The sequence below is a fragment of the Pseudomonas sp. 22085 genome, assembly GCF_052045815.1.
GTDB lineage: Bacteria > Pseudomonadota > Gammaproteobacteria > Pseudomonadales > Pseudomonadaceae > Aquipseudomonas > Aquipseudomonas glycinae.
Window position 1 is genome coordinate 57,459 of the sequence record NZ_JBQEQA010000002.1, and the last position, 22,966, is coordinate 80,424.

Annotated in this window: 14 protein-coding genes and 1 other RNA gene; 10 read left to right on the forward strand and 5 right to left on the reverse strand. The window is 60.9% G+C overall.

Going from position 1 to position 22,966, the window contains the following annotated elements; genetic code table 11:
- Positions 1-288: 288 nt before the first annotated feature.
- Genes guaD through xdhA form a run of 4 tightly spaced genes read right to left on the reverse strand, consistent with a single transcriptional unit; the run spans position 289 to position 6,335 of the window.
- Positions 289-1,593 carry a guanine deaminase gene (gene guaD / locus ACTJK7_RS02640; RefSeq protein WP_108560526.1) on the reverse strand — a complete coding sequence of 435 codons (1,305 nt, stop codon included), beginning with the start codon at positions 1,591-1,593 and terminating at the stop codon, positions 289-291.
- Positions 1,594-1,606: 13 nt separating this feature from the next.
- On the reverse strand, positions 1,607-2,464 hold the full coding sequence (gene xdhC / locus ACTJK7_RS02645) for a xanthine dehydrogenase accessory protein XdhC (RefSeq protein ID WP_085655244.1): 858 nt from the start codon (positions 2,462-2,464) through the stop codon (positions 1,607-1,609).
- Between the two features lie 30 nt (positions 2,465-2,494).
- Complete coding sequence (gene xdhB / locus ACTJK7_RS02650) at positions 2,495-4,888, reverse strand: xanthine dehydrogenase molybdopterin binding subunit (protein ID WP_102686948.1); 2,394 nt, start codon at positions 4,886-4,888, stop codon at positions 2,495-2,497.
- Positions 4,881-6,335 carry a xanthine dehydrogenase small subunit gene (xdhA, locus tag ACTJK7_RS02655; protein WP_440780234.1) on the reverse strand — a complete coding sequence of 485 codons (1,455 nt, stop codon included), beginning with the start codon at positions 6,333-6,335 and terminating at the stop codon, positions 4,881-4,883. The genes xdhB and xdhA overlap by 8 nt, the downstream gene beginning before the upstream one ends.
- 266 nt (positions 6,336-6,601) lie before the next feature.
- Between xdhA and ACTJK7_RS02660 the strand changes: the two genes are divergently transcribed.
- The 9 genes from ACTJK7_RS02660 to ACTJK7_RS02700 all read left to right on the forward strand — a co-directional run bounded on the left by ACTJK7_RS02660 (position 6,602) and on the right by ACTJK7_RS02700 (position 19,873).
- Positions 6,602-7,261, forward strand: a complete 660-nt coding sequence (locus ACTJK7_RS02660) for a GntR family transcriptional regulator (RefSeq protein ID WP_440780235.1) — start codon at positions 6,602-6,604, stop codon at positions 7,259-7,261.
- Positions 7,262-7,263: 2 nt separating this feature from the next.
- Positions 7,264-10,752: a chromosome segregation protein SMC gene (gene smc / locus ACTJK7_RS02665; RefSeq protein ID WP_108560535.1), complete on the forward strand. Its 3,489-nt coding sequence runs from the start codon at positions 7,264-7,266 to the stop codon at positions 10,750-10,752.
- 258 nt (positions 10,753-11,010) lie between these two features.
- On the forward strand, positions 11,011-11,877 hold the full coding sequence (gene zipA, locus ACTJK7_RS02670) for a cell division protein ZipA (protein WP_064378762.1): 867 nt from the start codon (positions 11,011-11,013) through the stop codon (positions 11,875-11,877).
- Positions 11,878-11,964: 87 nt separating this feature from the next.
- Complete coding sequence (ligA, locus tag ACTJK7_RS02675) at positions 11,965-14,322, forward strand: NAD-dependent DNA ligase LigA (protein WP_064378763.1); 2,358 nt, start codon at positions 11,965-11,967, stop codon at positions 14,320-14,322.
- A 153-nt stretch (positions 14,323-14,475) separates the two neighbouring features.
- Positions 14,476-15,642 carry a zinc-binding metallopeptidase family protein gene (locus ACTJK7_RS02680; RefSeq protein WP_323151096.1) on the forward strand — a complete coding sequence of 389 codons (1,167 nt, stop codon included), beginning with the start codon at positions 14,476-14,478 and terminating at the stop codon, positions 15,640-15,642.
- Between the two features lie 111 nt (positions 15,643-15,753).
- Positions 15,754-15,850: signal recognition particle sRNA small type (gene ffs, locus ACTJK7_RS02685), an RNA gene on the forward strand.
- A 244-nt stretch (positions 15,851-16,094) separates the two neighbouring features.
- Complete coding sequence (locus ACTJK7_RS02690; protein WP_236196496.1) at positions 16,095-18,053, forward strand: hypothetical protein; 1,959 nt, start codon at positions 16,095-16,097, stop codon at positions 18,051-18,053.
- A 125-nt stretch (positions 18,054-18,178) separates the two neighbouring features.
- The gene (locus ACTJK7_RS02695; RefSeq protein WP_108560546.1) at positions 18,179-18,685 is read left to right on the forward strand and encodes a DUF4823 domain-containing protein; all 507 of its coding nucleotides are present in this window, start codon (positions 18,179-18,181) and stop codon (positions 18,683-18,685) included.
- Positions 18,686-18,913: 228 nt separating this feature from the next.
- Positions 18,914-19,873 (forward strand): HNH endonuclease, encoded by a 960-nt coding sequence (locus ACTJK7_RS02700; RefSeq protein ID WP_108560548.1) that lies wholly within the window; start codon positions 18,914-18,916, stop codon positions 19,871-19,873.
- 55 nt (positions 19,874-19,928) lie between these two features.
- Here the strand turns inward: ACTJK7_RS02700 and ACTJK7_RS02705 are convergent, their stop codons facing one another.
- Positions 19,929-20,678: a substrate-binding periplasmic protein gene (locus ACTJK7_RS02705; RefSeq protein WP_323151100.1), complete on the reverse strand. Its 750-nt coding sequence runs from the start codon at positions 20,676-20,678 to the stop codon at positions 19,929-19,931.
- Positions 20,679-20,823: 145 nt separating this feature from the next.
- Between ACTJK7_RS02705 and dnaX the strand changes: the two genes are divergently transcribed.
- Positions 20,824-22,914 (forward strand): DNA polymerase III subunit gamma/tau, encoded by a 2,091-nt coding sequence (gene dnaX, locus ACTJK7_RS02710; protein ID WP_108560554.1) that lies wholly within the window; start codon positions 20,824-20,826, stop codon positions 22,912-22,914.
- Positions 22,915-22,966: the final 52 nt, after the last annotated feature.

Here is a 22,966-nt window from a genome sequence, read left to right on the forward strand (position 1 = left end):
GTCAGACCGCGTCGACCCCAATCGCTGGCAAGCCAGCTCCCACAGGATTTGCGGTGTGACGCAATTCTGGTGAACACCATAAAACCCTGTGGGAGCTGGCTCGCCAGCGATAGCAATCTGACAGGCAATAAAAATCCCCCGGACTGCAAAGTACCGGGGGATTTTTTTGCTCTCCTGATCGTTCCCACGCTCCGCGTGGGAATGCAGCCCGTGACGCTCTGCGTCACTGGACGCGGAGCGTCCCCAGAGGCATTCCCACGCAGAGCGTGGGAACGATCGAGCAATCAGTTAGCGCTGGTGCACCAGCGCACCCGCCGCATAGGTCTGAGCCACAGTGCGGTCATCGCCCAGGGTCATCAGCACGAACAGCGTTTCGGCAATGTTGTTGGCCTGCTTCAAGCGGTAGCTCAGCAGCGGCGTGGCGTTGTAGTCCAGCACCAGGAAGTCGGCGTCGGAGCCCGGTTGCAGGTTGCCGATCTTGTCTTCCAGGCGCAGTGCCCGCGCGCCGCCGAGGGTGGCGAGGTACAGCGACTTGAACGGACTCAGGCGTGCGCCTTGCAACTGCATCACCTTGTAGGCTTCGTTCAGGGTTTGCAGCAGCGAGAAACTGGTGCCGCCGCCGACGTCAGTCCCGAGGCCGACATTCAATTTGTGCTTCTCGGCCATTGGCAGGTTGAACAGGCCGCTGCCGAGGAAGAAGTTCGAGGTCGGGCAGAACGCGACCGCCGAACCGGTCTGCGCCAGGCGTGCGCATTCGTCGTCGCACAGGTGCACGCCGTGGGCGAACACCGAGCGCTCGCCGAGCAATTGATAGTGATCGTAGACGTCGAGGTAGCCTTTGCGCTCCGGGAACAGCGCCTTGACCCATTCGACTTCCTTGAGGTTTTCGCTGATGTGGGTCTGCATGTACAGATCCGGGTATTCGCTGAGCAACTGGCCGGCGAGCATCAGCTGTTCCGGGGTGCTGGTCGGGGCGAAACGCGGGGTGACTGCATAGTGCAGACGACCCTTGCCGTGCCAGCGCTCGATCAGCGCCTTGCTGTCGACGTAGCTCGATTCCGGGGTGTCGGTCAGGTAGTCCGGCGCGTTGCGGTCCATCATCACCTTGCCGGCGATCATTCGCAGGTCGAGCTTCTCGGCCGCTTCAAAGAACGAGTTCACCGACTGCGGGTGCACGCTGCCGAACACCAGCGCGGTGGTGGTGCCGTTGCGCAGCAGTTCCTTGATGAAAATGTCCGCCACTTCATCGGCGTGGGCCTTGTCGGCAAACTGGCTTTCGCACGGGAAGGTGTAGGTGTTCAGCCAGTCCAGCAGTTGCTCGCCATAGGCGCCGACCATGCCGGTCTGCGGCAGGTGGATGTGGGTGTCGATGAAGCCCGGGGTGATCAGCGCATCCTTGTGATGGGTGATCTCGATGTCCGCCGGCAGCGTCGGGAGCAGTTCGCTGGCGTGGCCGAGGGCACTGATCTTGCCGTCATCGACCACCAGCAGGCCGTCCTCGAAATACTCGTAGGAGGCTTCGATGCCGACCTCGGCAGGATCGGCGATGCTGTGCAGGATGGCGGCGCGGTAGGCTTTGCGAGTCAGAGGCATGAGGGTTCTCTAATCAGTTTGAGGCTTTGAGTGTGGCGGCCTGACTGCGGCGCGAAACCGGCAGCAGTTTGGCAATCGGTTCGGCGCTGGCGGTGTGCTGGCCGAAATTGGCGTTATAGGTGGCGATGATTTCGCCGGCGATGGAGATGGCGATTTCCACAGGCAACTTGCCTTTGACTTCGCCGATGCCCATCGGGCAGCGCATGCGTTGCACGACGCTGGCGTCGAAACCACGGTCACGCAGGCGATGTTCGAACTTGGCCCGTTTGGTCTTCGAGCCGATCAGGCCAAACCAGGTGAAGTCGTTGCGCTTGAGGATCGCGGCGGTGAGTTCCAGATCCAGTTGATGATTGTGGGTCATGACGATGCAGTAGCTGCCGGCGGGCAGGTCGTCGATTTCATCCACCGGTTCCTCGGCGACGATCTTGCGCACGCCGTGGGGAATCTGTTCGGGGAATTCCTCTTCCCGGGAATCGATCCAGCGCACCCGGCAGGGCAGGCTGGCGAGCAAGGGTACCAGCGCGCGGCCGACATGACCGGCGCCGAACACCGCGATTTGCGCCTGCACCTGGCCCATCGGTTCGAACAGCAGCACCGTGGCGCCGCCGCAGCACTGGCCCAGGCTGGCGCCGAGGCTGAAGCGCTCCAGATGGGTGTCCTGCCTGCCGCTGGCGAGCATGTCGCGGGCGATCTGCATGGCTTTGTACTCCAGGTGCCCGCCACCGATGGTGTCGAACGTCTGGCGGGCGCTGACGACCATTTTCGAGCCGGCATTGCGCGGCGTCGAGCCGAGCTCTTCGATGATCGTCACCAGAACGCAGGGTTCGCCCTGGTTCTGCAGGTCGGCGAGGGCGTCGATCCAGTTGTACATATCTCACCTCTCAGAGCGTGGGAACGATCATCAAACAACCTCGGTTTCAGCTTCGACGGCTTTCACCGCCTTGAGCTGGCGCATCTGCTCGCAGCCCCACAACACCCGCTCCGGGGTCGCCGGCGCGTCGATCTTTGGCTGATGTTTGTAATCGCCAAGGCTGGCCACCGCATCCTTGATCGCACACCACGCGGCGATGCCGAGCATGAACGGCGGTTCACCCACAGCCTTGGAGTGGAACACCGTGTCTTCCGGGTTCTTGCGGTTTTCCACCAGCTTCACCCGCAGGTCCAGCGGCATGTCCGCCACGGCCGGGATCTTGTAGCTGGCCGGGCCGTTGGTCATCAGCTTGCCCTTGTTGTTCCAGACCAGTTCTTCCATGGTCAGCCAGCCCATGCCCTGAACGAAACCACCCTCGACCTGGCCGATATCGATGGCCGGGTTCAGCGAGGCGCCGACGTCGTGGAGGATGTCGGTACGCAGCATCTTGTACTCGCCGGTCAGGGTGTCGACGATCACCTCGCAACACGCCGCGCCGAAGGCGAAGTAGTAGAACGGCCGGCCACGGGCCTGGCTGCGGTCGTAGTAGATTTTCGGGGTCTTGTAGAACCCGGTGCTCGACAGCGAAACCTGATTGAAATACGCCAGCTGGATCAGCGCTTCGAAGGTCAGGATGTGGTCACGCACCCGTACGTGGCCGTTGTGGAATTCCACGTCTTCTTCGCTGACCTTGTAGTGGCGGGCTGCGAATTCGACCAGACGCTGCTTGATTGTCTCGGCAGCGTTCTGCGCCGCTTTGCCGTTGAGGTCGGCGCCGCTGGAGGCCGCGGTCGGCGAGGTGTTCGGCACCTTGTCGGTATTGGTCGCAGTGATCTGCACGCGGTCCATTTCCACCTGGAACACTTCGGCCACGACCTGGGCGACTTTGGTGTTCAGGCCCTGGCCCATTTCCGTGCCGCCGTGGTTCAGGTGGATGCTGCCGTCGGTGTAGACGTGCACCAAGGCACCTGCCTGGTTGAGGAAGCTGGCAGTGAAGGAAATGCCGAATTTCACCGGGGTCAGCGCCAGGCCTTTTTTCAGGATCGGGCTGTTGGCGTTGTAGCGACGGATCGCTTCGCGGCGCTCGGCGTACTGGCTGCTTTCTTCCAGCTCGGCGGTCATCTCTTCGAGCATGTTGTGCTCGACGGTCTGGTAGTAATGGGTGACGTTGCGCTCGGTCTTGCCGTAATAGTTGGCCTTGCGCACGGCCAGCGGATCGAGGTTCAGGTGACGGGCAATGGCGTCCATCACTTCTTCGATCGCGACCATTCCTTGCGGGCCGCCGAAACCACGGTATGCGGTGTTCGACGCGGTGTTGGTCTTGCAGCGGTGACCGTTGATGGTCGCATCGCCCAGGTAGTACGAGTTGTCCGAGTGGAACATCGCCCGGTCGACAATCGAGGCCGACAGGTCAGGCGAGCAGCCGCAGTTACCGGCCAGATCCATCGCGATGCCGTGCAGGCGCCCGGTGCTGTCGAAACCGACGTCGTACTCGACGTAGAAAGGGTGACGCTTGCCGGTCATCAGCATGTCTTCGACACGCGGCAGGCGCATCTTGGTCGGCTGGCCGGTGAGGTGCGCGATCACCGCGCAAAGGCACGCCGGGCTCGCGGCCTGGGTTTCCTTGCCGCCGAAACCACCGCCCATGCGGCGCATGTCGACCACGATCTTGTTCATCGACACGTCGAGGACTTCAGCCACCAGTTTCTGCACTTCGGTGGGGTTCTGGGTCGAGCAGTAGACGATCATGCCGCCGTCTTCGGTTGGCATCACCGAGGAGATCTGGGTCTCCAGATAGAAGTGTTCCTGGCCGCCGATGTGCAGCGTGCCTTGAATGCGATGTTCGGCCGTGGCCAGAGCCGTGGTCGAATCGCCGCGCTGATGGGTGTGGCTGTCGAGCACGAAATGGCGCTTGCGCAGGGCTTCGACCACGTCCAGCACCGGCTCCAGATCTTCGTATTCGATGATCGCGGCCATGGCGGCCTTGCGTGCGGTTTCCAGATCCTTGGCGGCCACGGCCAGCACCGGTTGACCGACGAACTGCACGTCATCGATGGCCAGCAGCGGATCGCCCGGCAGCAGCGGGCCGATGTCTTTCAGGCCCGGTACGTCTTCGTGGGTAATGGCGATGCGCACACCTTCGAAGGCGTAGCAAGGCTGGGTGTCGATGCTGATGATTTTCGCGTGCGCGCGATCCGACAACCGCGCGTAAACGTGCAACTGGTTGGGGAATTCCAGGCGGTCATCGATGTACTGCGCTTCACCGGACACATGCTTGGCGGCGCTGTCGTGCTTGACGCTGCGGCCGACACCGGTGGTCAGGTCCTTGGCGAACAGTTCAGCCAGTTCAGCTTGCGTTTTCTCTACGCCGTGATGGTTAGACATAAGCGGTCACCCGAGTCTCGATGTGCGGTGTTTGCAGTTCGATGAAGTATTTGCGCAGCAGGTTCTGCGCGCTGAGCAGGCGATATTCCTTGCTGGCGCGGAAGTCCGAAAGCGGGGTGAAATCCTCGCCCAGCGCGGTGCAGGCACGTTCGATCACAGCGTTGTTGAACGGCTGACCGAGTAGCACGGCTTCACAGTGAGCGGCGCGTTTCGGGATCGCGGCCATGCCGCCGAAGGCGACGCGGGCGTCGGTGATTACGCCGTTCTCGACCCGCAGGTTGAACGCGGCGCAGACGGCAGAGATGTCGTCGTCCAGACGCTTGGAGACTTTGTAGGCGCGGAAATGCTGCTCGGCCGTGGCGCGAGGCACGATGATCTTTTCGATGAACTCGCTTTCCTGACGCGCAGTGACCCGGTAATCGATGAAGTAATCCTCGAGCGCCAGCGTGCGGCGGGTCTCGCCCTTGCACAGCACAATCTGCGCGCCGAGGGCGATCAGCAGCGGTGGCGAATCACCGATCGGCGAGGCGTTGCCGATGTTGCCGCCCAAAGTGCCCTGGTTGCGGATCTGCAGGGAGGCGAAGCGGTGCAGCAGTTCGCCGAAGTCCGGGTACTCGGCGTTCAGCGCTTCATAGCAGTCGGAGAGGGCGGTGGCAGCGCCGATTTCAATACGATCCTCGAAGTGCTCGATGCGCTTCATCTCGGCGACGTTGCCGACGTAGATCATCACCGGCAGGGTGCGGTGGAACTGCGTGACTTCCAGCGCCAGATCGGTGCCGCCGGCCAGCAGGCGGGCCTGTGGATAAGCGTCGTAGAGATCGGCCAGGTCGGCCACGGTCAGCGGCACCAGGCAGCGTTTGTCGCCGCTGTTGAGTTCGCCGATCGACGTCGGGGCAATGGCTTTGAGGCGGGCGATGGTTTCCGCTTCCCGGGCGTCGAACTGGTCCGGTTGCTTGGCGCAGCAGGATTGTTCGGCGGCGGCGAGGATCGGCCGGTAGCCGGTACAGCGGCAGAGGTTGCCGGCCAGCGCTTCGTGGGCCTTGGCCTGATCCGGTGCATCGCTGTTCTTTTGCAGGGCGAACAGCGACATCACGAAACCAGGGGTGCAGAAACCGCACTGCGAACCGTGGCACTCGACCATGGCTTTCTGCACGCTGTGCAGTTCGCCCTTGTGCTTGAGGTCTTCGACGCTGATCAATTGCTTGCCGTGCAGCGACGAAACGAACGTCAGGCACGAGTTGAGGCTGCGATAGCGAATGTGCTCGCGGCCATCGTCATCCGTCTGCAACTCGCCGACCACCACCGTACAGGCGCCGCAGTCTCCGCTGGCGCAGCCTTCTTTGGTGCCGGATTTACCCACGTGTTCGCGCAGGTAGTTGAGCACAGTCAGGTTCGGGTCCAGGGCGTGCTCGCTACGGAGTTCCTGGTTAAGTAAAAACTGGATCACGGAAGGCCTCGCAGACTCATTATTGTTGTTGAGCGACTTGAGCCGAATTTAGCAGGTCTGACTTTTCGGTCAATGGTTTTCTGACTTAAAGGTCAGGAAAAACCGTTTTGTCGCTCAACCTCGTGTCTCTTCAGTATTGACCCTCATTGGATCAAGCGCTTTTTTGCGGGATTCGTGCCAAAAACCGCTGTGCGGGCACTCCGCCATGACCGCGCATTGCGCTACACTGCGCCGCTTGTGCAGATCGAAGAGTTTGAAGGACAACCATGACGTTCAAGGCGCCGGACAGCCTCGCCGAGCAAATCGCTCACCACCTCGCCGAACGGATCATTCGCGGCGAAATGAAGCCGGGAGAGCGCATCCAGGAACAAAAGGTCACGCTGGCGCTGAACGTCAGCCGCGGCTCTGTCCGCGAAGCTTTGCTGATCCTCGAGCGCCGTCACCTGATCGCGATCCTGCCGCGCCGCGGCGCCCACGTCACCGAACTGACGGCGCACAAGGTGCAGAGCCTGTGCACGTTGATGAGCGAGTTGTACATCCTGCTCGGCAACGCCGTGGCCAATGGCTGGCAGACGCATGCTGACATGGCGCCGTTCGTGCAGATCCAGCAACGCCTGACCGCCAGCTACGAGCGTCAGGACATCCGCACCTTCGTCGACGACAGTTTCAACGTGATGCGCGCCGCGTATCCGTTCGCCAACAACCCGTACCTGCAGGAAACCGTCGAGAACCTGCAACCGGCCATGAGCCGTGCGTATTTCCTCGCGCTGGAACAGCGCAAGGCCGAGATGAGCGAATTCCTCGAACTGTTCGAACGCCTGCTCGCCGCCGTCCTCGCCCGTGACCTGCCGCAGATCCGCATCGTGCTGACGGCATACGCCCAGCGCAGCTGCGATCTGGTGGTGTCCGCCCTGACGGTTGCCTGACCTTGCGGCTCAAGTGCATCAAGCTGGCGGGGTTCAAATCCTTCGTCGATCCGACCACGGTGAACTTCCCCAGCAACATGGCGGCGGTCGTCGGGCCGAACGGTTGCGGCAAGTCGAACATCATCGACGCCGTGCGCTGGGTAATGGGCGAAAGCTCGGCCAAGAACCTGCGCGGCGAGTCGATGACCGACGTCATCTTCAACGGCTCGACCAGCCGCAAACCGGTGAGCCAGGCGAGCATCGAACTGGTGTTCGACAACTCCGACGGCACGCTGCTGGGCGAGTGGGCCGCTTATGCGGAAATTTCGATCCGCCGCAAAGTGACCCGCGACAGCCAGACGACTTATTACCTCAACGGCGCCAAATGCCGTCGTCGCGACATCACCGACATCTTCCTCGGCACCGGCCTCGGTCCGCGCAGCTACTCGATCATCGAGCAGGGGATGATCTCCAAGCTGATCGAGTCCAAACCGGAAGACCTGCGTAATTTCATCGAAGAAGCCGCCGGCATCTCCAAGTACAAGGAGCGCCGGCGCGAGACTGAAAACCGCATCCGTCGCACCCACGAAAACCTTGCCCGTCTGACCGACCTTCGCGAAGAGCTCGAACGCCAGCTCGAACGCCTGCACCGTCAGGCCGAGGCTGCCAAGAAGTATCAGGAATACAAGGCCGAAGAACGCCAGCTCAAGGCGCAACTGTCGGCCCTGCGCTGGCAGGATCTGAACGATCAGGTCAGCCAGCGTGAATCGATCATCGGCAACCAGGAAATCAGCTTCGAAGCGCTGGTCGCCGAGCAGCGCAACGCCGACGCCGCCATTGAACGCCTGCGCGACGGTCACCATGACCTGTCCGAGCGCTTCAATCTGGTGCAGGGGCGCTTCTATTCGGTCGGCGGCGACATCGCCCGGGTCGAGCAGAGCATCCAGCATGGTCAGCAACGCTTGCGCCAATTGCAGGACGATCTGAAAGAAGCCGAACGCGCACGCCTGGAAACCGAATCGCACCTGGGCCACGACCGCACCTTGCTGCTGACCCTCGGCGAAGAACTCGATCAACTGACCCCTGAGCAGGAAATCACCAACGCCGCCGCTGAAGAAGCCGCCGCGGCGCTGGAAGATTCCGAAACCGTCATGCACGGCTGGCAGGAGCAGTGGGACGCCTTCAACCTGACCGCCGCCGAACCCCGTCGTCAGGCCGAAGTGCAGCAGTCGCGCATCCAGCAGCTGGAAACCAGCATGGAGCGTCTGGCCGATCGGCAAAAGCGCCTGAGTGAAGAGCGGGCGCTGCTGTCGGCCGATCCCGAGGATGCGGCGATCATGGAACTCAGCGAGCAGCTCGCCGAGTCCGAAGCCACCCTTGAAGATTTGCAGACCAGCGAAGCAGCCCAGGTCGAAAAACTTGAGCAACTGCGCCAGGAATTGCAGCAGGCGCTGACCGCGCAGCAACAGGCGCAGGGCGATTTGCAGCGCCTCAATGGCCGACTCGCATCCCTCGAAGCCTTGCAGCAGGCTGCGCTCGATCCGGGCACCGGCACTGCCGAATGGCTGAAAGAACACAACCTCGCCGAACGCCCGCGCCTGGCCGAAGGCCTGAAGGTCGAGGCCGGTTGGGAGCTGGCGGTGGAAACCGTACTCGGCGCCGACCTGCAAGCGGTGCTGGTGGATGATTTCGACGGCTTCGATCTGTCCGGTTTTGCCCAGGGCGATCTGCGTTTGCTCAGCCCCGGCAATGACGGCGTGCGCGTGGCCGGCAGCCTGCTGGACAAGGTCGAGGCACAGGTGGATTTGTCGCCTTGGCTCGCTCAGGTCAAACCGGTCGACAGCCTTGAACAGGCGCTGGCCCTGCGCGGCCAACTGGCTGCCGGGCAGAGCCTGATCAGTCGTGACGGTTACTGGGTTGGCCGGCACTTTCTGCGGGTGCGCCGCGCCAGCGAAGCCGAAAGCGGCATGCTCGCGCGCGGCCAGGAAATCGAATCGCTGCATGCCGAACGCGAAGAGCGCGAAGCCACGGTCGAGGCCATGGAAGCCCGTTTGCAAACCCTGCGCGCGCAACAGCGTCAGCAGGAAAACGGTCGCGAACATCTACGTCGTTTGCTGCAAGACGAAGCCCGTCAGCAAGGCGAGTTGAAAGCTCAACTGTCCGCCGGCAAGGCCAAGGCCGAGCAGTTGAACCTGCGTCGCACCCGCCTCGACGAAGAGCTGGTCGAGCTCGCCGAGCAGCGCGAACTGGAACACGAAAACATCGGCGAAGCGCGGATCCAGTTGCAGGACGCTCTCGACGCCATGGCCCTCGACACCGAGCAGCGCGAATTGCTGCTGGCCCAGCGCGACAGCCTGCGCGAACGGCTGGATCGGGTACGTCAGGAAGCCCGTCAGCACAAGGATCACGCCCATCAATTGGCCGTGCGTCTTGGCTCGCTGCGGGCCCAGCATGATTCGACTCGCCAGGCCCTTGAGCGTCTGGAAATGCAGGCCGAGCGCCTCACCGAAAAACGTGAACAGCTCAGCCTGAATCTGGAGGAGGGCGAGGCGCCGCTGGAAGAGCTGCGCCTCAAGCTTGAAGAATTGCTCGACAAGCGCATGAGCGTCGACGACGAACTCAAGACCGCCCAGATCGCCCTCGAAGATGCCGATCGCGAACTGCGCGACGCGGAAAAACGCCGGACTCAGGCCGAACAGCAATCGCAATTGATCCGTGGCCAGCTCGAACAGCAACGCATGGAATGGCAGGCCCTGACCGTGCGCCGCAAGGCCCTGCAGGATCAACTGCTGGAAGACGGCTACGATCTGCACGGGGTGCTCAACACCTTGACTGCCGAGGCCAGCGAGAGGGCTGCCGAGGAAGAGCTTGAACGCATCGCCGCGCGGATTCAGCGCCTGGGCGCGATCAACCTCGCGGCGATCGACGAATACCAGCAACAATCCGAGCGTAAACGTTATCTGGACGCCCAGGACGCCGATCTGGTCGAGGCACTGGAGACCCTGGAAAACGTCATCCGCAAGATCGACAAGGAAACCCGTAACCGTTTCAAAGATACCTTTGATCAGATCAATGGCGGTTTACAGGCACTTTTCCCGAAAGTTTTCGGTGGCGGGCGGGCGTATTTGGAACTGACGGGCGAAGATCTACTCGATACAGGGGTGACGATCATGGCGCAACCGCCCGGGAAGAAGAACAGCACCATCCATTTGCTCTCCGGCGGCGAGAAAGCCCTGACCGCACTGGCACTGGTGTTTGCGATCTTCAAGTTGAATCCGGCGCCGTTCTGCATGCTCGATGAGGTTGACGCACCACTGGATGACGCTAACGTTGGACGCTACGCACGATTGGTCAAAGAGATGTCGCAGACCGTGCAGTTCATCTATATCACCCACAACAAGATCGCCATGGAAATGGCTGACCAGTTGATGGGCGTGACGATGCACGAGCCGGGTTGTTCGCGACTGGTAGCCGTGGATGTCGAGGAGGCGATGGCGATGGTGGATGCCTGAGCCGGCGCTGTCGGAAAAGGTATTTGTAGTCTGTAGGACATATTTACCGGCTTCGACTTGCTGGCCAATCGACATAATCGCGCAAGCCAATGAGACAGACGGTGTAAAGTTGTCTTTGGTCGTGCTAGTTTAATGTCAATTTTTCGTATACGTGGGCAAAACGCCTGTCAGAACATAGAGTTGGCGCCACGTTTTAAAGCGGTTTGCACAGTGTAAACCCCTTATTTTTCAGCATTTTTTATAGAGGCACGGGATTACATGGAAATCGGTCTGCGCGAGTGGCTGATCGTCATCGGCATCATTGTGATAGCCGGTATTCTTTTCGATGGCTGGCGCCGTATGCGCGGCGGCAAGGGAAAACTGAAATTCCGTCTTGACCGAAGTCTGTCCAACCTGCCGGACGAGGACACCAGCGCCGAGCTGTTGGGCCCGGCCCGCGTGCTGGATACCCACAAAGAGCCGCAACTGGACGAACACGATCTGCCATCGGTGAGCATGCCGGCCCGCGAAGCACGCGAGCCTCGCGAATCCGGTTCCAAGCGCGGCAAGCGTGGCAGCAACGGTCCGGCCCAGGGCGACCTGAACCTCGATCTGGACCTGGACGGCGGCCCGAGTTTCAGCAGCCGCGACGATGATTTCGTCGAGCCTGCCGCCAAGTCGTCGCCTGCAGTTGCCGATAAAGATCAGCCGCAAGCCGAAGAAGTGCTGGTGATCAGCGTGATCTGCCGCGATCCGGCCGGCTTCAAGGGCCCGGCACTGCTGCAGAACATTCTGGAAAGCGGCCTGCGTTTCGGCGAGATGGATATCTTCCACCGTCACGAAAGCATGGCCGGCAACGGTGAAGTGCTGTTCTCCATGGCCAACGCGGTCAAGCCGGGCATCTTCGATCTGGACGACATCGACCATTTCAGCACCCCGGCGGTGAGCTTCTTCCTCGGCCTGCCAGGCCCGCGTCATCCGAAGCAGGCCTTCGACGTGATGGTGGCGGCAGCCCGTAAGCTGTCCCAGGAACTGAACGGTGAATTGAAAGATGACCAGCGCAGCGTCCTGACCGCGCAGACCATCGAGCACTACCGTCAGCGCATCGTCGAATTCGAACGTCGCGCCCTGACCCAGAAGCGTTGATTGAAAAGGTTGCCTCGCAATAAAGGGGCAATCGGCAAAATAGATTGAGCAGCCTCGGCTGCTCTTTTGCTTTATGAGAGAACACCCATGACTGCCGCCAAAGACCGCATTCTAGAGCTGCGCGCTGAACTCGATCAGCACAACTACCGTTACCACGTCCTCGATGAGCCGAGCATTCCGGATGCCGAGTACGACCGGTTGTTCCACGAGCTCAAGGCGCTGGAAGCGGCCAACCCGGAACTGATCACCAGCGACTCGCCGACCCAGCGCGTCGGCAGCGTGGCGCTGACCGCGTTCACCCAGGTGCGTCACGAAGTGCCGATGCTCAGCCTCGGCAACGCCTTCGAAGAAACCGACATGCGCGAGTTCGACCGCCGGGTGACCGAAGGTCTGGATCTGCCGGCCGGCGATCTGTTCGGCGGAGGCGCGGCGGTAGAATACAGCTGCGAGCCGAAACTCGATGGTCTGGCGGTCAGCCTGCTGTATCAGGACGGCGTGCTGGTGCGCGGTGCCACGCGCGGCGACGGTACCACCGGCGAAGACATCAGCGTCAACGTGCGCACCGTGCGCAACATTCCGCTGAAGCTGCACGGCACGGGCTGGCCGGCGACGCTGGAAGTGCGTGGCGAAGTGTTCATGTCCAAGGCCGGTTTCGAACGCCTCAACGCCTCGCAACTGGAAGTCGGCGGCAAGACTTTCGCCAACCCGCGCAACGCCGCCGCCGGCAGCCTGCGTCAGCTGGATTCGAAGATCACCGCCAACCGGCCGCTGGAATTCTGCTGCTACGGCATCGGCCAGGTGTCCCACGATATTTCCGACACTCACATCGGCAACCTCAAGCAACTGCAAGCCTGGGGCATGCCGATCAGCCACGAATTGAAACTGGCCAAGGGCATCGGCGAATGCCTGGATTATTACCGCGATATCGGTGAGCGCCGTAATTCGCTGGCCTATGAAATCGACGGTGTGGTGTTCAAGGTCAACAGCATTGCCGATCAGCGCGAACTGGGCTTCCGCGCCCGTGAACCACGCTGGGCCATCGCCCACAAATTCCCGGCCATGGAAGAGCTCACCGAGCTGCTCGACGTGGAATTCCAGGTCGGCCGCACCGGCGCCGTCACCCCGGTGGCGCGCTTGAAACCGGTCAAGGTCGCTGGCGTCACGGTGGCCAATGCCACGCTGCACAACATGGATGAAGTCGCACGATTGGGCCTGATGATCGGCGACACGGTGATCATTCGTCGCGCCGGTGACGTGATCCCGCAAGTGGTGCAAGTGGTCATGGAGCGCCGCCCGGAAGATGCGCGGCCGGTGCAGATTCCCGAGAGCTGCCCGGTGTGCGGATCCCACGTCGAGCGCACGCAACTGGTCAAGCGCAGCAAGGGCAAGGAAACCATCAGCGAAGGTGCGGTGTATCGCTGCGTCGGCCGACTGGCCTGCGGTGCGCAGCTCAAACAGGCGATCATTCACTTTGTCTCCCGTCGGGCGATGGACATCGAAGGCCTCGGCGACAAGAGTGTCGAGCAATTGGTCGATGAGGGGCTGGTCAGTTCGCCGGCTGATCTTTATGCGCTGAAGTTCGAGGACATTGTCGATCTGGAAGGCTTTGCCGAAGTGTCGAGCAACAAGTTGCTGACCGCTATCGAAGACAGCAAGAAGCCTGGTCTGGCGCGCTTCATCTATGCGCTGGGCATTCCGGATGTCGGCGAAGAGACGGCCAAGGTGCTGGCCCGCTCGCTGGGGTCGCTGGAGCGCGTCCAGCAAGCCTTGCCTCAGGTGCTGACCTACCTGCCGGACATCGGCCTGGAAGTGGCGCACGAGATTCACAGTTTCTTTGAGGATGCGCACAACCGGCAGGTGATCACCGAGCTGCTGGGTCATGGTTTGCAGATTCAGGATCAGGGCGAGCTGGGCGCCGAGTTTGCCGCCAGCACCACGCTGGGCGGCTTCCTCGACAAGCTGCACATTCCTTCGGTCGGGCCGGGCGGGGCGCAGAAGCTGGCGGACAAGTTCGAATCGCTGGAAGGGGTGATGAACGCGGACTGGCTGGACATGCGCCAGGCATTGCCGGAGAAGCAGGCCAACTCGGTTCGCGAGTTCTTTGCCTTGCCCGAGCATCGTCAGCTGGCTGAAGACGCTGAAAAACAACTGCGCGATTTCGGCATGCACTGGCAGAGCGAAAAGAAAGTCGTCGAAGGCCTGCCGCTGGCCGGGGAAACCTGGGTACTGACCGGCAAGGTCGAGCTGATGAGCCGCGACGTGGCCAAGGAACACCTGGAAAGCCTCGGCGCCAAGGTCGCCGGCTCCGTGTCGGCCAAGACTCATTGCGTGGTCGCCGGGCCGGGCGCCGGGTCGAAACTGACCAAGGCCAACGAACTGGGCGTGAAGGTCATGGATGAGGAGGCGTTCATCGCGTTCCTGAAAGGACACGGTATCAGCGCCTGATGATCGTTCCCACGCTCCGCGTGGGAATGCCGCCCCGGACGCTCCGCGTCCGCTGTGACGCAGAGCGTCACGGTATGCATTCCCACGCAGAGCGTGGGAACGATCTTTGGGCGGGAATGATCTAGTCTTGGCAAGCCCAAGGGAGAGATCGCCATGTACCGCTTTTTCGAGCAGCTCAGTTCCCGCATCGTCGCGCCGTTCATGGGCGAATCCTCGCGCAACAGCAAAATCTGGCCGTGCCGTTGCGGCCAGTCGCTGTTCTTTCGCAACAGTCAGTGCCTGGCCTGCAACGCGGCGCTGGGCTATCAACCGGAATACAGTCGGCTGACCTCGCTGCAACCGGGCCCGCAGGAGGGCACGTGGACGCTGGATGTCGATCCCGAAGCCGGGTTGTTCCGGCGCTGTGCCAACCTCGATACTCCTGCGGCCTGCAACTGGCTGCTGCCCGCCAACGATCACGCCAGCCTGTGCGCGGCGTGCGCTCTGAACCGCACCATCCCCGATCTGTCCGTCCCGGAAAACCCCGAACGCTGGCGCAAGGTGGAAATCGCCAAGCGGCGGCTGGTGGCGCAACTGATCAGCCTCGGCCTGCCGGTCGTCCCGAAAACCGTCGACGAAGTCACCGGCCTGGCCTTCGATTTCATCGGCGTTGATCTGCAAGGCAATGCGCCGATGACCGGTCACGCCAACGGCCTGATCACCCTCGACATCGAAGAAGCCGACGACGCCCACCGCGAGCGGGTCCGGGCGCAGATGCACGAGCCTTATCGCACGCTGCTCGGGCACTTTCGTCATGAGGTCGGGCATTATTACTGGGATCGCCTGATCGATAACGGTCCGTGGCTCGGTTCATTCCGCAATCTGTTCGGCGACGAGCGCGCCAGTTATGCCGAGGCGCTGGAACGGCATTATCAACAGGGCGCGCCGGCGGACTGGTCGCAGCACTACGTCAGCGCCTACGCCACCATGCACCCCTGGGAAGACTGGGCGGAAACCTGGGCGCATTACCTGCACATGATGGACGCGGTGGACACGGCGCTGGGTTTCGGTATGAGCGCCCGTGAAATGGATCTGGATTACCAGCCGTTTCCGCCGAGCACGCTGTACGACCCCGAGCACCCCGGCGGCGCGGCGTTCCTGTCGTTCGTCAATGCGTGGATCGAACTGGCTGGCATGCTCAACGAACTGTCGCGCAGCATGGGCCAGCCGGATTTCTATCCGTTCGTCCTGCCGCCGGCGGCGATCGCCAAGCTGCACTTCATTCATCTGGTGATCCAGCAAGAGGGCGGCCGCGCGGACGAGGTGCTGCAAGCGCAATAGCAAGTGCTTGAAGCCCTTCATATTTTTAATCTGCAACCAGCGGTTGTAACTTCGTCTCAGATAGGTACAATGGCGCGGCTCGCCGACAGGCGAGCGTCGTTATGGTGACCCTATCGGTCCCCCCGCAACGATTACCCGTGAACCTGGTCAGAGCCGGAAGGCAGCAGCCACAGCGGGAACATTGTGTGCCGGGGTGTGGCTGGTAGGGTTACCACCTTAACGACCCTCGAACGAATCAGACCGAACTGCATGGGTTTCGCCCACTGCGGTTTTTTTATGCCCGCGATTTGTCGTTCGAGTCAGCACACCCTGTGGGAGCGAGCCTGCTCGCGGTGGCGTCGACACGGGGTAATCATTTGCTCTTCAATCCCGCATACTCGCCATCACCGAAATAAATGAAGAGTCTGGCCAGGATCGACCTTGCAAGGTCTGCGCCCTGGCCGCGAGGTTTTATGCTCCCGGAACATTCCGATTTATCCATCCCTGTGTTCTTGCCCGTCACGGATGAAACCTGCGCGAACCTGTTGCAGGCGAGTGGCGCCAAAGCCCTCGAAGCCCTCACTGATCCCGAGTTGGCGGCAGTGTTGGTTATCCAGAATCTGGTGCAGACGAAAGAGCAGGATCTCGGCGCCGTGGCGGCTGAGAAAATTCTGGCCAAACTCTTGTCTTGGGCTGCCGAAAACCGACAGTCAGCGACTGCGAGCCTGCTGTCCGAAGCGCAGCGATTGTTCGACCCGCGCAAACTGTATTTCGGTCTGAAGGTCCTGAACCCTCTGAACCTGCGTTTTCTGTTGGCCGAAGAAATATCGGCCCGCGACTACTTGTTGCCCGATGGCCAGTGGGATTTTGAATACAAAGTCCGGCGCCATCGCAGCCATGACCCGTTCAGCCAGCCGATCGTGACGCCCCGTTACCGCGAGCGCTGGTTAAGCCCGGCACAGGACAAACTGGTCAGAACCTTCCGCGCCAACCTGGACGAAGACCTGCACGTTCAAGGCTACGCGGGGATCGGCAAAAGCCATCTGCTGGTCGCTTTGCTGGAGCACTTGCGCCCGGAAAAGACCTTATTGTTGGCGCGCACCCCGGCCAAGCTGGAGGTCCTTCGCCAGCGCATGACAGGACCGAGCGAGAAGAAGGCCGGCAAGACCTTCCTGGCGTTTGCACAGTCACTGATGCTCGGGCGCAGGCCTCAGGCTGAAGGGGCGACTCGGATTCTGAGTCGACAGGCGCTGGCGCAGGAACTGAACATCTACGGTTTCCACCACCACGATGGACAGGCGACCCTTGAACTCTGCCTCAAAGTGATCGAGCGCTATTGCCGCTTCCGCGATCACACCTTTTCGGCGAAGCATCTGCCGCATTTCAACCAGCCGCTCTCCAGCGTCGACGCTCAAGTGTTGCTTGAGTATTCGAGCCGGGTGTGGGGCTATCTCGAACTCAACCCGGCGTGGGGCAGCCAGACCGGGTTCGAAGCGCTACTGATGATCAAGCGCGCCTGCATCGCCGGTTGCGTGGTGCCGGCGCGCTACACGCACGTGTTGATCGATGAGAGCCAGGACATTCCCGGCTCGCTGTTGCAGATCATCGAGCGCGGTCGTCAGGTGCTGATTACCCTCGGTGACGAGTACCAGCAGGCCAGCGGCGTACCGGTCAAGCGGCACCGCGAGGTTCGCCAAAGCGATATCAGCTATTCCGTGCGCTCGGGCCGCAACGTCGAGCGGCTGGTCAATCCGCTGATCGCCCGGCATTCGCAGAAGGGCAAGATACCATTCGAGGGCGCCAGTGATGCTGATGTCATCATCAAGGAATATCCGGAAGGTTTCGTGCCGCCCGAGGGCTGCGTGGTCCTGACGGCATCGCTGTGGGACACGATGATCTGGGCCATCCACCTGCACGACTCCAACTGCAAATTCAGATTTCCGGACAAGCGAACCCAGGAAGACCTCAAGCATTTCATGGCCACCGCCATCGAACTGTTCAAACCTGACTTCTACCGTTCCGAATTCAGCGAAAACGGCGTGCATCCGTACTTCAGCGACCTGCCAGACTGGCAGGCCGTGTGCGACGCCAACCGGTTCGACGAGTCCTTTCTGCGGGTCAGGGCCAAGCTGGAAAACGGCTTCATGATTGCCGACCTGACGCGCCTGAACCGAATGATCGACAACGCCGGCAACGGCTGCCTGCTGATGCTCGCGGAAGAGGCGGGGGGCATGGAGTTCGATAAGGTGCTACTGACACCGGGGTTGTTGACCAACGAGAAATTCAAGGACGCCTACGCGTTCGATCAGCGGATCTGCGCCGTGTACATCGCCATCTCCCGCGCCAGGCTGAAGCTTTATGTGCCGTACGATGTGGTTGAGTGGGTCGAGTATCACGAGTACCAGCAGTTTCGTGATACGGCTGGGCATTGATTGTGTCAGGTCGTTGAGATCCATCGGTCATGGACAGAGTGGTGGCGCATTAGTAGCATTCGCGCGCTTCAGCCCTGCCGTAGGCGGGTTGAGCTCTTTTTTTTATCGAAAGTCATGGAGACACTGTGTTCAAGCGTTCAATCATCGTTTTATCTGTCCTGCTGTCAGGCTGTTCCGCCAAGTACGTTCAGCAGGATTTGACGACAAGCCCTGAAAAGTTGATCCAGGGTCAGTCTGTCTCTATCGCAACCCCAGTCGACGGTCGTTACGAGACCACTGTTTATAAAGCGTCGGGTGCCATGACGGCGGGCGCGGTCCGGTCGGCATTTGCCCGCTATGCCAGTAAGGTGAAAGTGTCCGAATCCTGTGCCGATCTTGCCTGTATCAGGCAGCAGGGGAATGCCGGGTACTACGTTGTGCCGGAAATCCTGCATTGGGAAGACCGGGCTACAGAGTGGTCAGGTATTCCGGACCGGATCGAAGTGAAATTGGCGATTTACGGCGCGAAGGGCGACGAGCCCCTGGCGTCGACTGTGGTGTCAGGCAAGAGCAAGTGGCTGACTTTCGGCGGCGATCATCCACAGGATCTCCTGGAGAAACCGATCGAAAGTTATGTAAAGGCACAATATTGAAGGAGCTTCTTCAATAACAAAGGGCTCAATCCTCTGAGCCCTCCTTTGTGAATGCTTTCTGAACAGGGTTATTTTTTAGGTCACCGGCTTGATACAGATTTACTTCGTCAATCTGGTCGTCATTTAGATTTTCGTGACTGAAAGCGGTCGTCGGTGCATCTGGGTGTTCAACACGAGTGACTGCTATCCTCAAGAGCCCCTCCACATAAAATCACAAGGAAGTGCGCAATGGAGCCAGTTCTGGATTCCCTAAAACCGACTGGCAAATGGATGATCATAGATTGTGTGCAAAGCGCAGGTATCGATGTTCGAGCGTGGAGCTTCAGAAAAAAAGGTGGACAGCCAGTAGCCCTGCCTCAATCAAATGGTGGGTACTGCTATGAATGGTCTTTTCGAAGTGAAAGTAGTGACGTATTACTTTTATGCGTTTGGTTTGAAGAAATGGAGGTCGATAGTCGTGGTCGAATCTGTTTTGTTGGAAACCTGAGGGGCTATGCCGACACGCTAATACGGCAACTTGAAAAAGACATAAGGAATAGAAACCGTACGATCAAGGATCCGCGTATCACGCGGGCACAGCATTTCAGTTCTACCGTTGAACTTGCGTACGTGAATGAAAAAAATGTTCGGGTAGTTATTGTCTCTGGACCTGTTCGCGAAAAAGAAGAAGGCGAAGCAGGGCATGATCGTGCAGTCGGGCGGGAGCTGGATGATCAAGCATGGTTCGTAGAGTCGTTTGACAGTGCTACAGGAGCCTTCGTTTTGGTTCGTGGCGTGCGAGATCAGCCAAACATTATCTGTAGAAATACTGGAGCTGAAGAAATTCTTGATGGGGCTGATATATCTGCTGATGGAAGAGTCGTCGATCAGTTTCTCGTTGAGGTGCGCGTTGATAGCTATGTTTATGGAGGAGTGAAGCGTCTTCGTGATCCGAGCGTTCGCCGTAGAGTATTAGCACGATCTGGAGGCATCTGTGAGCTAACGAAAGTTGCCGGCTTTAAGATGGCAAATGGTGGTGTTTATTTAGAAACTCATCACATTATCCCGCTTTCAGAGGGTGGTCCTGATACGGTTGATAACGTGATAGCAATAACTGCGGATGCCCATCGCCAGCTCCATTACGGTGTTCAAAGGGATGAGCTGAAGGCGCGCTGTTTGGAAATCGTTGCAAATTGGAGCAGCCGTTAGTGCAGGCAGTTTTAAGACGCTGCAACCTCCGCGAAAGCTCACACTCTCCAAAATGTTATGGGCTGATCTCGGAGCTCCCGGTATACAACCGGATAATGTCATCAATCTCCCCTGACATTTTCATCCGCACCAACGTCCTCAATATCCGCTGCACCGGCACGTTCGGATCATTGCGTACATAGCAGCCGACCTTCTGCTCCTGCAACACCGCCACCGCCTGCAGTTGCTGCCCGGGGAGCAGGCGCTGGTTGAACCAGTCCAGGGCCCATTGATTGCTCACGGCGTAGCGATAGCGGCCGGCCAGCAGTTTTTCGAGCACCTGCTCCTGATTGCGCGCGTCTTCGCGCCAGAGTCGATCGGCGTCGAATATCGGTTGCAGCGTGGGGTAACTGTAGCCGAGCACGGTGCCGATCGACTGGCGGGGCAGGCGGGCCGGATCGGCGCTGGGTGGTTGATCCTGACGGCTGATCAGCATGTCGCGCTGGAAGAACAGCGGCAGACTCCAGATGTAGTCCCCGGACTGGTTCGGCAGCCACGATTGTGCGGCATAGCAGCGCACGTCGACTTCGCCGTGTTCCATGGCGTTCTGTACCCGGGCGCGGGGCAGGACGTGAAATTGTGCTGGCACGCCGACTTGGGTCGCCAGGCTGAGCATCATGTCGTAGAGGATGCCCTGGGTCGGACGGCCGCGTTCGATCTGCACCATCGGCATCGCCCAGCTGTCGGCAACGGCGAAGCGTAGCGGCGGTTGCGACGCCATCGCGCTCAGGCTGATTCCCAGTATTGCCCCCACGGCCCACCGCATAAACGCTCCGGTAATTCCCGATCCCGAACGGATAAAAGCCCCTGCCCATGCAGCTTAGCCAGAATAGACGAGCACACCGGATGCAATTTTGCCCTTGCTCCGCTAGCATTAGCCGCTTCTGCTTCCTTTGCCGCGACGGTTTTCGATGAGTTATCAGGTTCTTGCACGTAAATGGCGTCCGCGCTCGTTCCGCGAAATGGTCGGCCAGACCCATGTGCTCAAGGCTCTGATCAATGCCTTGGACAGCCAGCGCCTGCACCACGCCTACCTCTTCACGGGTACGCGGGGCGTCGGCAAGACCACGATTGCGCGGATCATCGCCAAATGCCTGAACTGTGAAACAGGTATCACTTCAAGCCCGTGCGGCGAGTGTTCGGTGTGCCGCGAGATCGATGAAGGCCGCTTCGTCGACCTGATCGAGATCGACGCCGCGAGCCGGACCAAGGTCGAGGACACCCGCGAGCTGCTCGACAACGTGCAGTACGCCCCGAGCCGCGGGCGCTTCAAGGTCTACCTGATCGACGAAGTGCACATGCTTTCCAGCCATTCCTTCAATGCGCTCCTCAAAACCCTCGAAGAGCCGCCGCCCTACGTCAAGTTCATCCTGGCGACCACCGACCCGCAGAAACTTCCGGCAACGATTTTGTCGCGATGCCTGCAGTTTTCCCTGAAGAACATGACGCCTGAGCGGGTCGTCGAGCATCTGACCCACGTTCTGGGCGCCGAAAACGTCCCGTTCGAAGACGACGCCCTGTGGCTGCTCGGCCGTGCGGCCGACGGTTCGATGCGTGACGCCATGAGCCTGACCGACCAGGCCATCGCCTTCGGTGAGGGCAAGGTGCTGGCCGCCGATGTGCGGGCGATGCTCGGTACGCTGGATCACGGCCAGGTTTACGACGTGCTGCACGCGCTGATCGAAGGTGACGCCAAGGCATTGCTTGAAGCGGTGCGTCATCTGGCCGAACAGGGACCGGACTGGAACGGCGTGCTCTCGGAAATTCTCAACGTGCTGCACCGTGTCGCCATCGCCCAGGCCTTGCCGGAAGGTGTCGACAACGGCCACGGCGACCGTGACCGGGTGTTGGCACTGGCCCAGGCCTTGCCGGCCGAAGACGTGCAGTTCTATTACCAGATGGGCCTGATCGGTCGCCGCGACTTGCCGCTGGCGCCGGACCCGCGAGGCGGTTTCGAAATGGTGCTGCTGCGGATGCTGGCCTTCCGGCCGGCAGACACGGCGGACGCCCCGAGGCAACCGCTAAAGCCAGTGGGGATCAGCCAGGCCACAGTTGATTCCGCAAACTCAGTGGCTGCCGCGCCGAAACCTGCGCCGGTAGTTGCTGCGGCTGTTGCGCCGGCGCCAGCGCCAGCGCCGGTGGTTGCACCTGCGCCGGCTCCTGAGCCTGCACCGGTTGCCCCGGTGCTTGCGCCTGAACCCGTTCCTGAGCCCGAGCCCGAGCCGGTCGCCGTCGAAGAAGTCGTCGATCTGCCGTGGAATGACCCGGTAGAGCCGGCGCCTGTGCAGCAGCCAGCGGTCGAGCCGATGCTGGAAACCACCGCCGAGCAGCCGGACCTGCCGCCAATGCCGCTGCCGACCCCGGACAGCGTCGTGCCGGACGCACCGGAGTGGGCCGCCGCGCCGATCCCCGAGCCATCGGTAGCCGACGTCGATGCCGCCACACCGGGCATGGACATGGACGACGAGCCGCCGCTCGACGAGGATTACATCGAGCCGGACATGGATTCGGCCTACAGTTACCTCGACGATCTGGCCAGCGAGCACGCCGCAGAGCCAGCCCCCGAACCCGAGCCGGAACCCGCCGCCGCGCCGGCCACCGGCCTGGCCCTGCAATGGCTGGAGCTGTTCCCGCAACTGCCGATCTCCGGCATGACCGGCAGCATCGCCGCCAACTGCACGCTGATCGCGGTCGATGGCGACAACTGGCTGATGCACCTGGACCCGGCCCACAGCGCGTTGTTCAACGCCACCCAGCAGCGTCGTCTGAACGATGCGCTGAACCAGTTCCACGGGCGCACGCTGACCCTGACCATCGAGCTGATCAAGCCCGAGCAGGAAACCCCGGCCCAGGCCGCGTCCCGGCGCCGTGCCAACCGTCAGCGCGAGGCGGAGGAGTCGATCCACGGCGATCCGTTCATCCAGCAGATGGTGCAGCAGTTCGGTGCGGTCGTGCGACACGATACTATTGAACCTGTCGACGCCCTGGTCAGTCAGGGCTAATAACTGAGGGCGTCCGGCCTGTATGGCCGGGCGCTGTTTTGATCCAAGTACT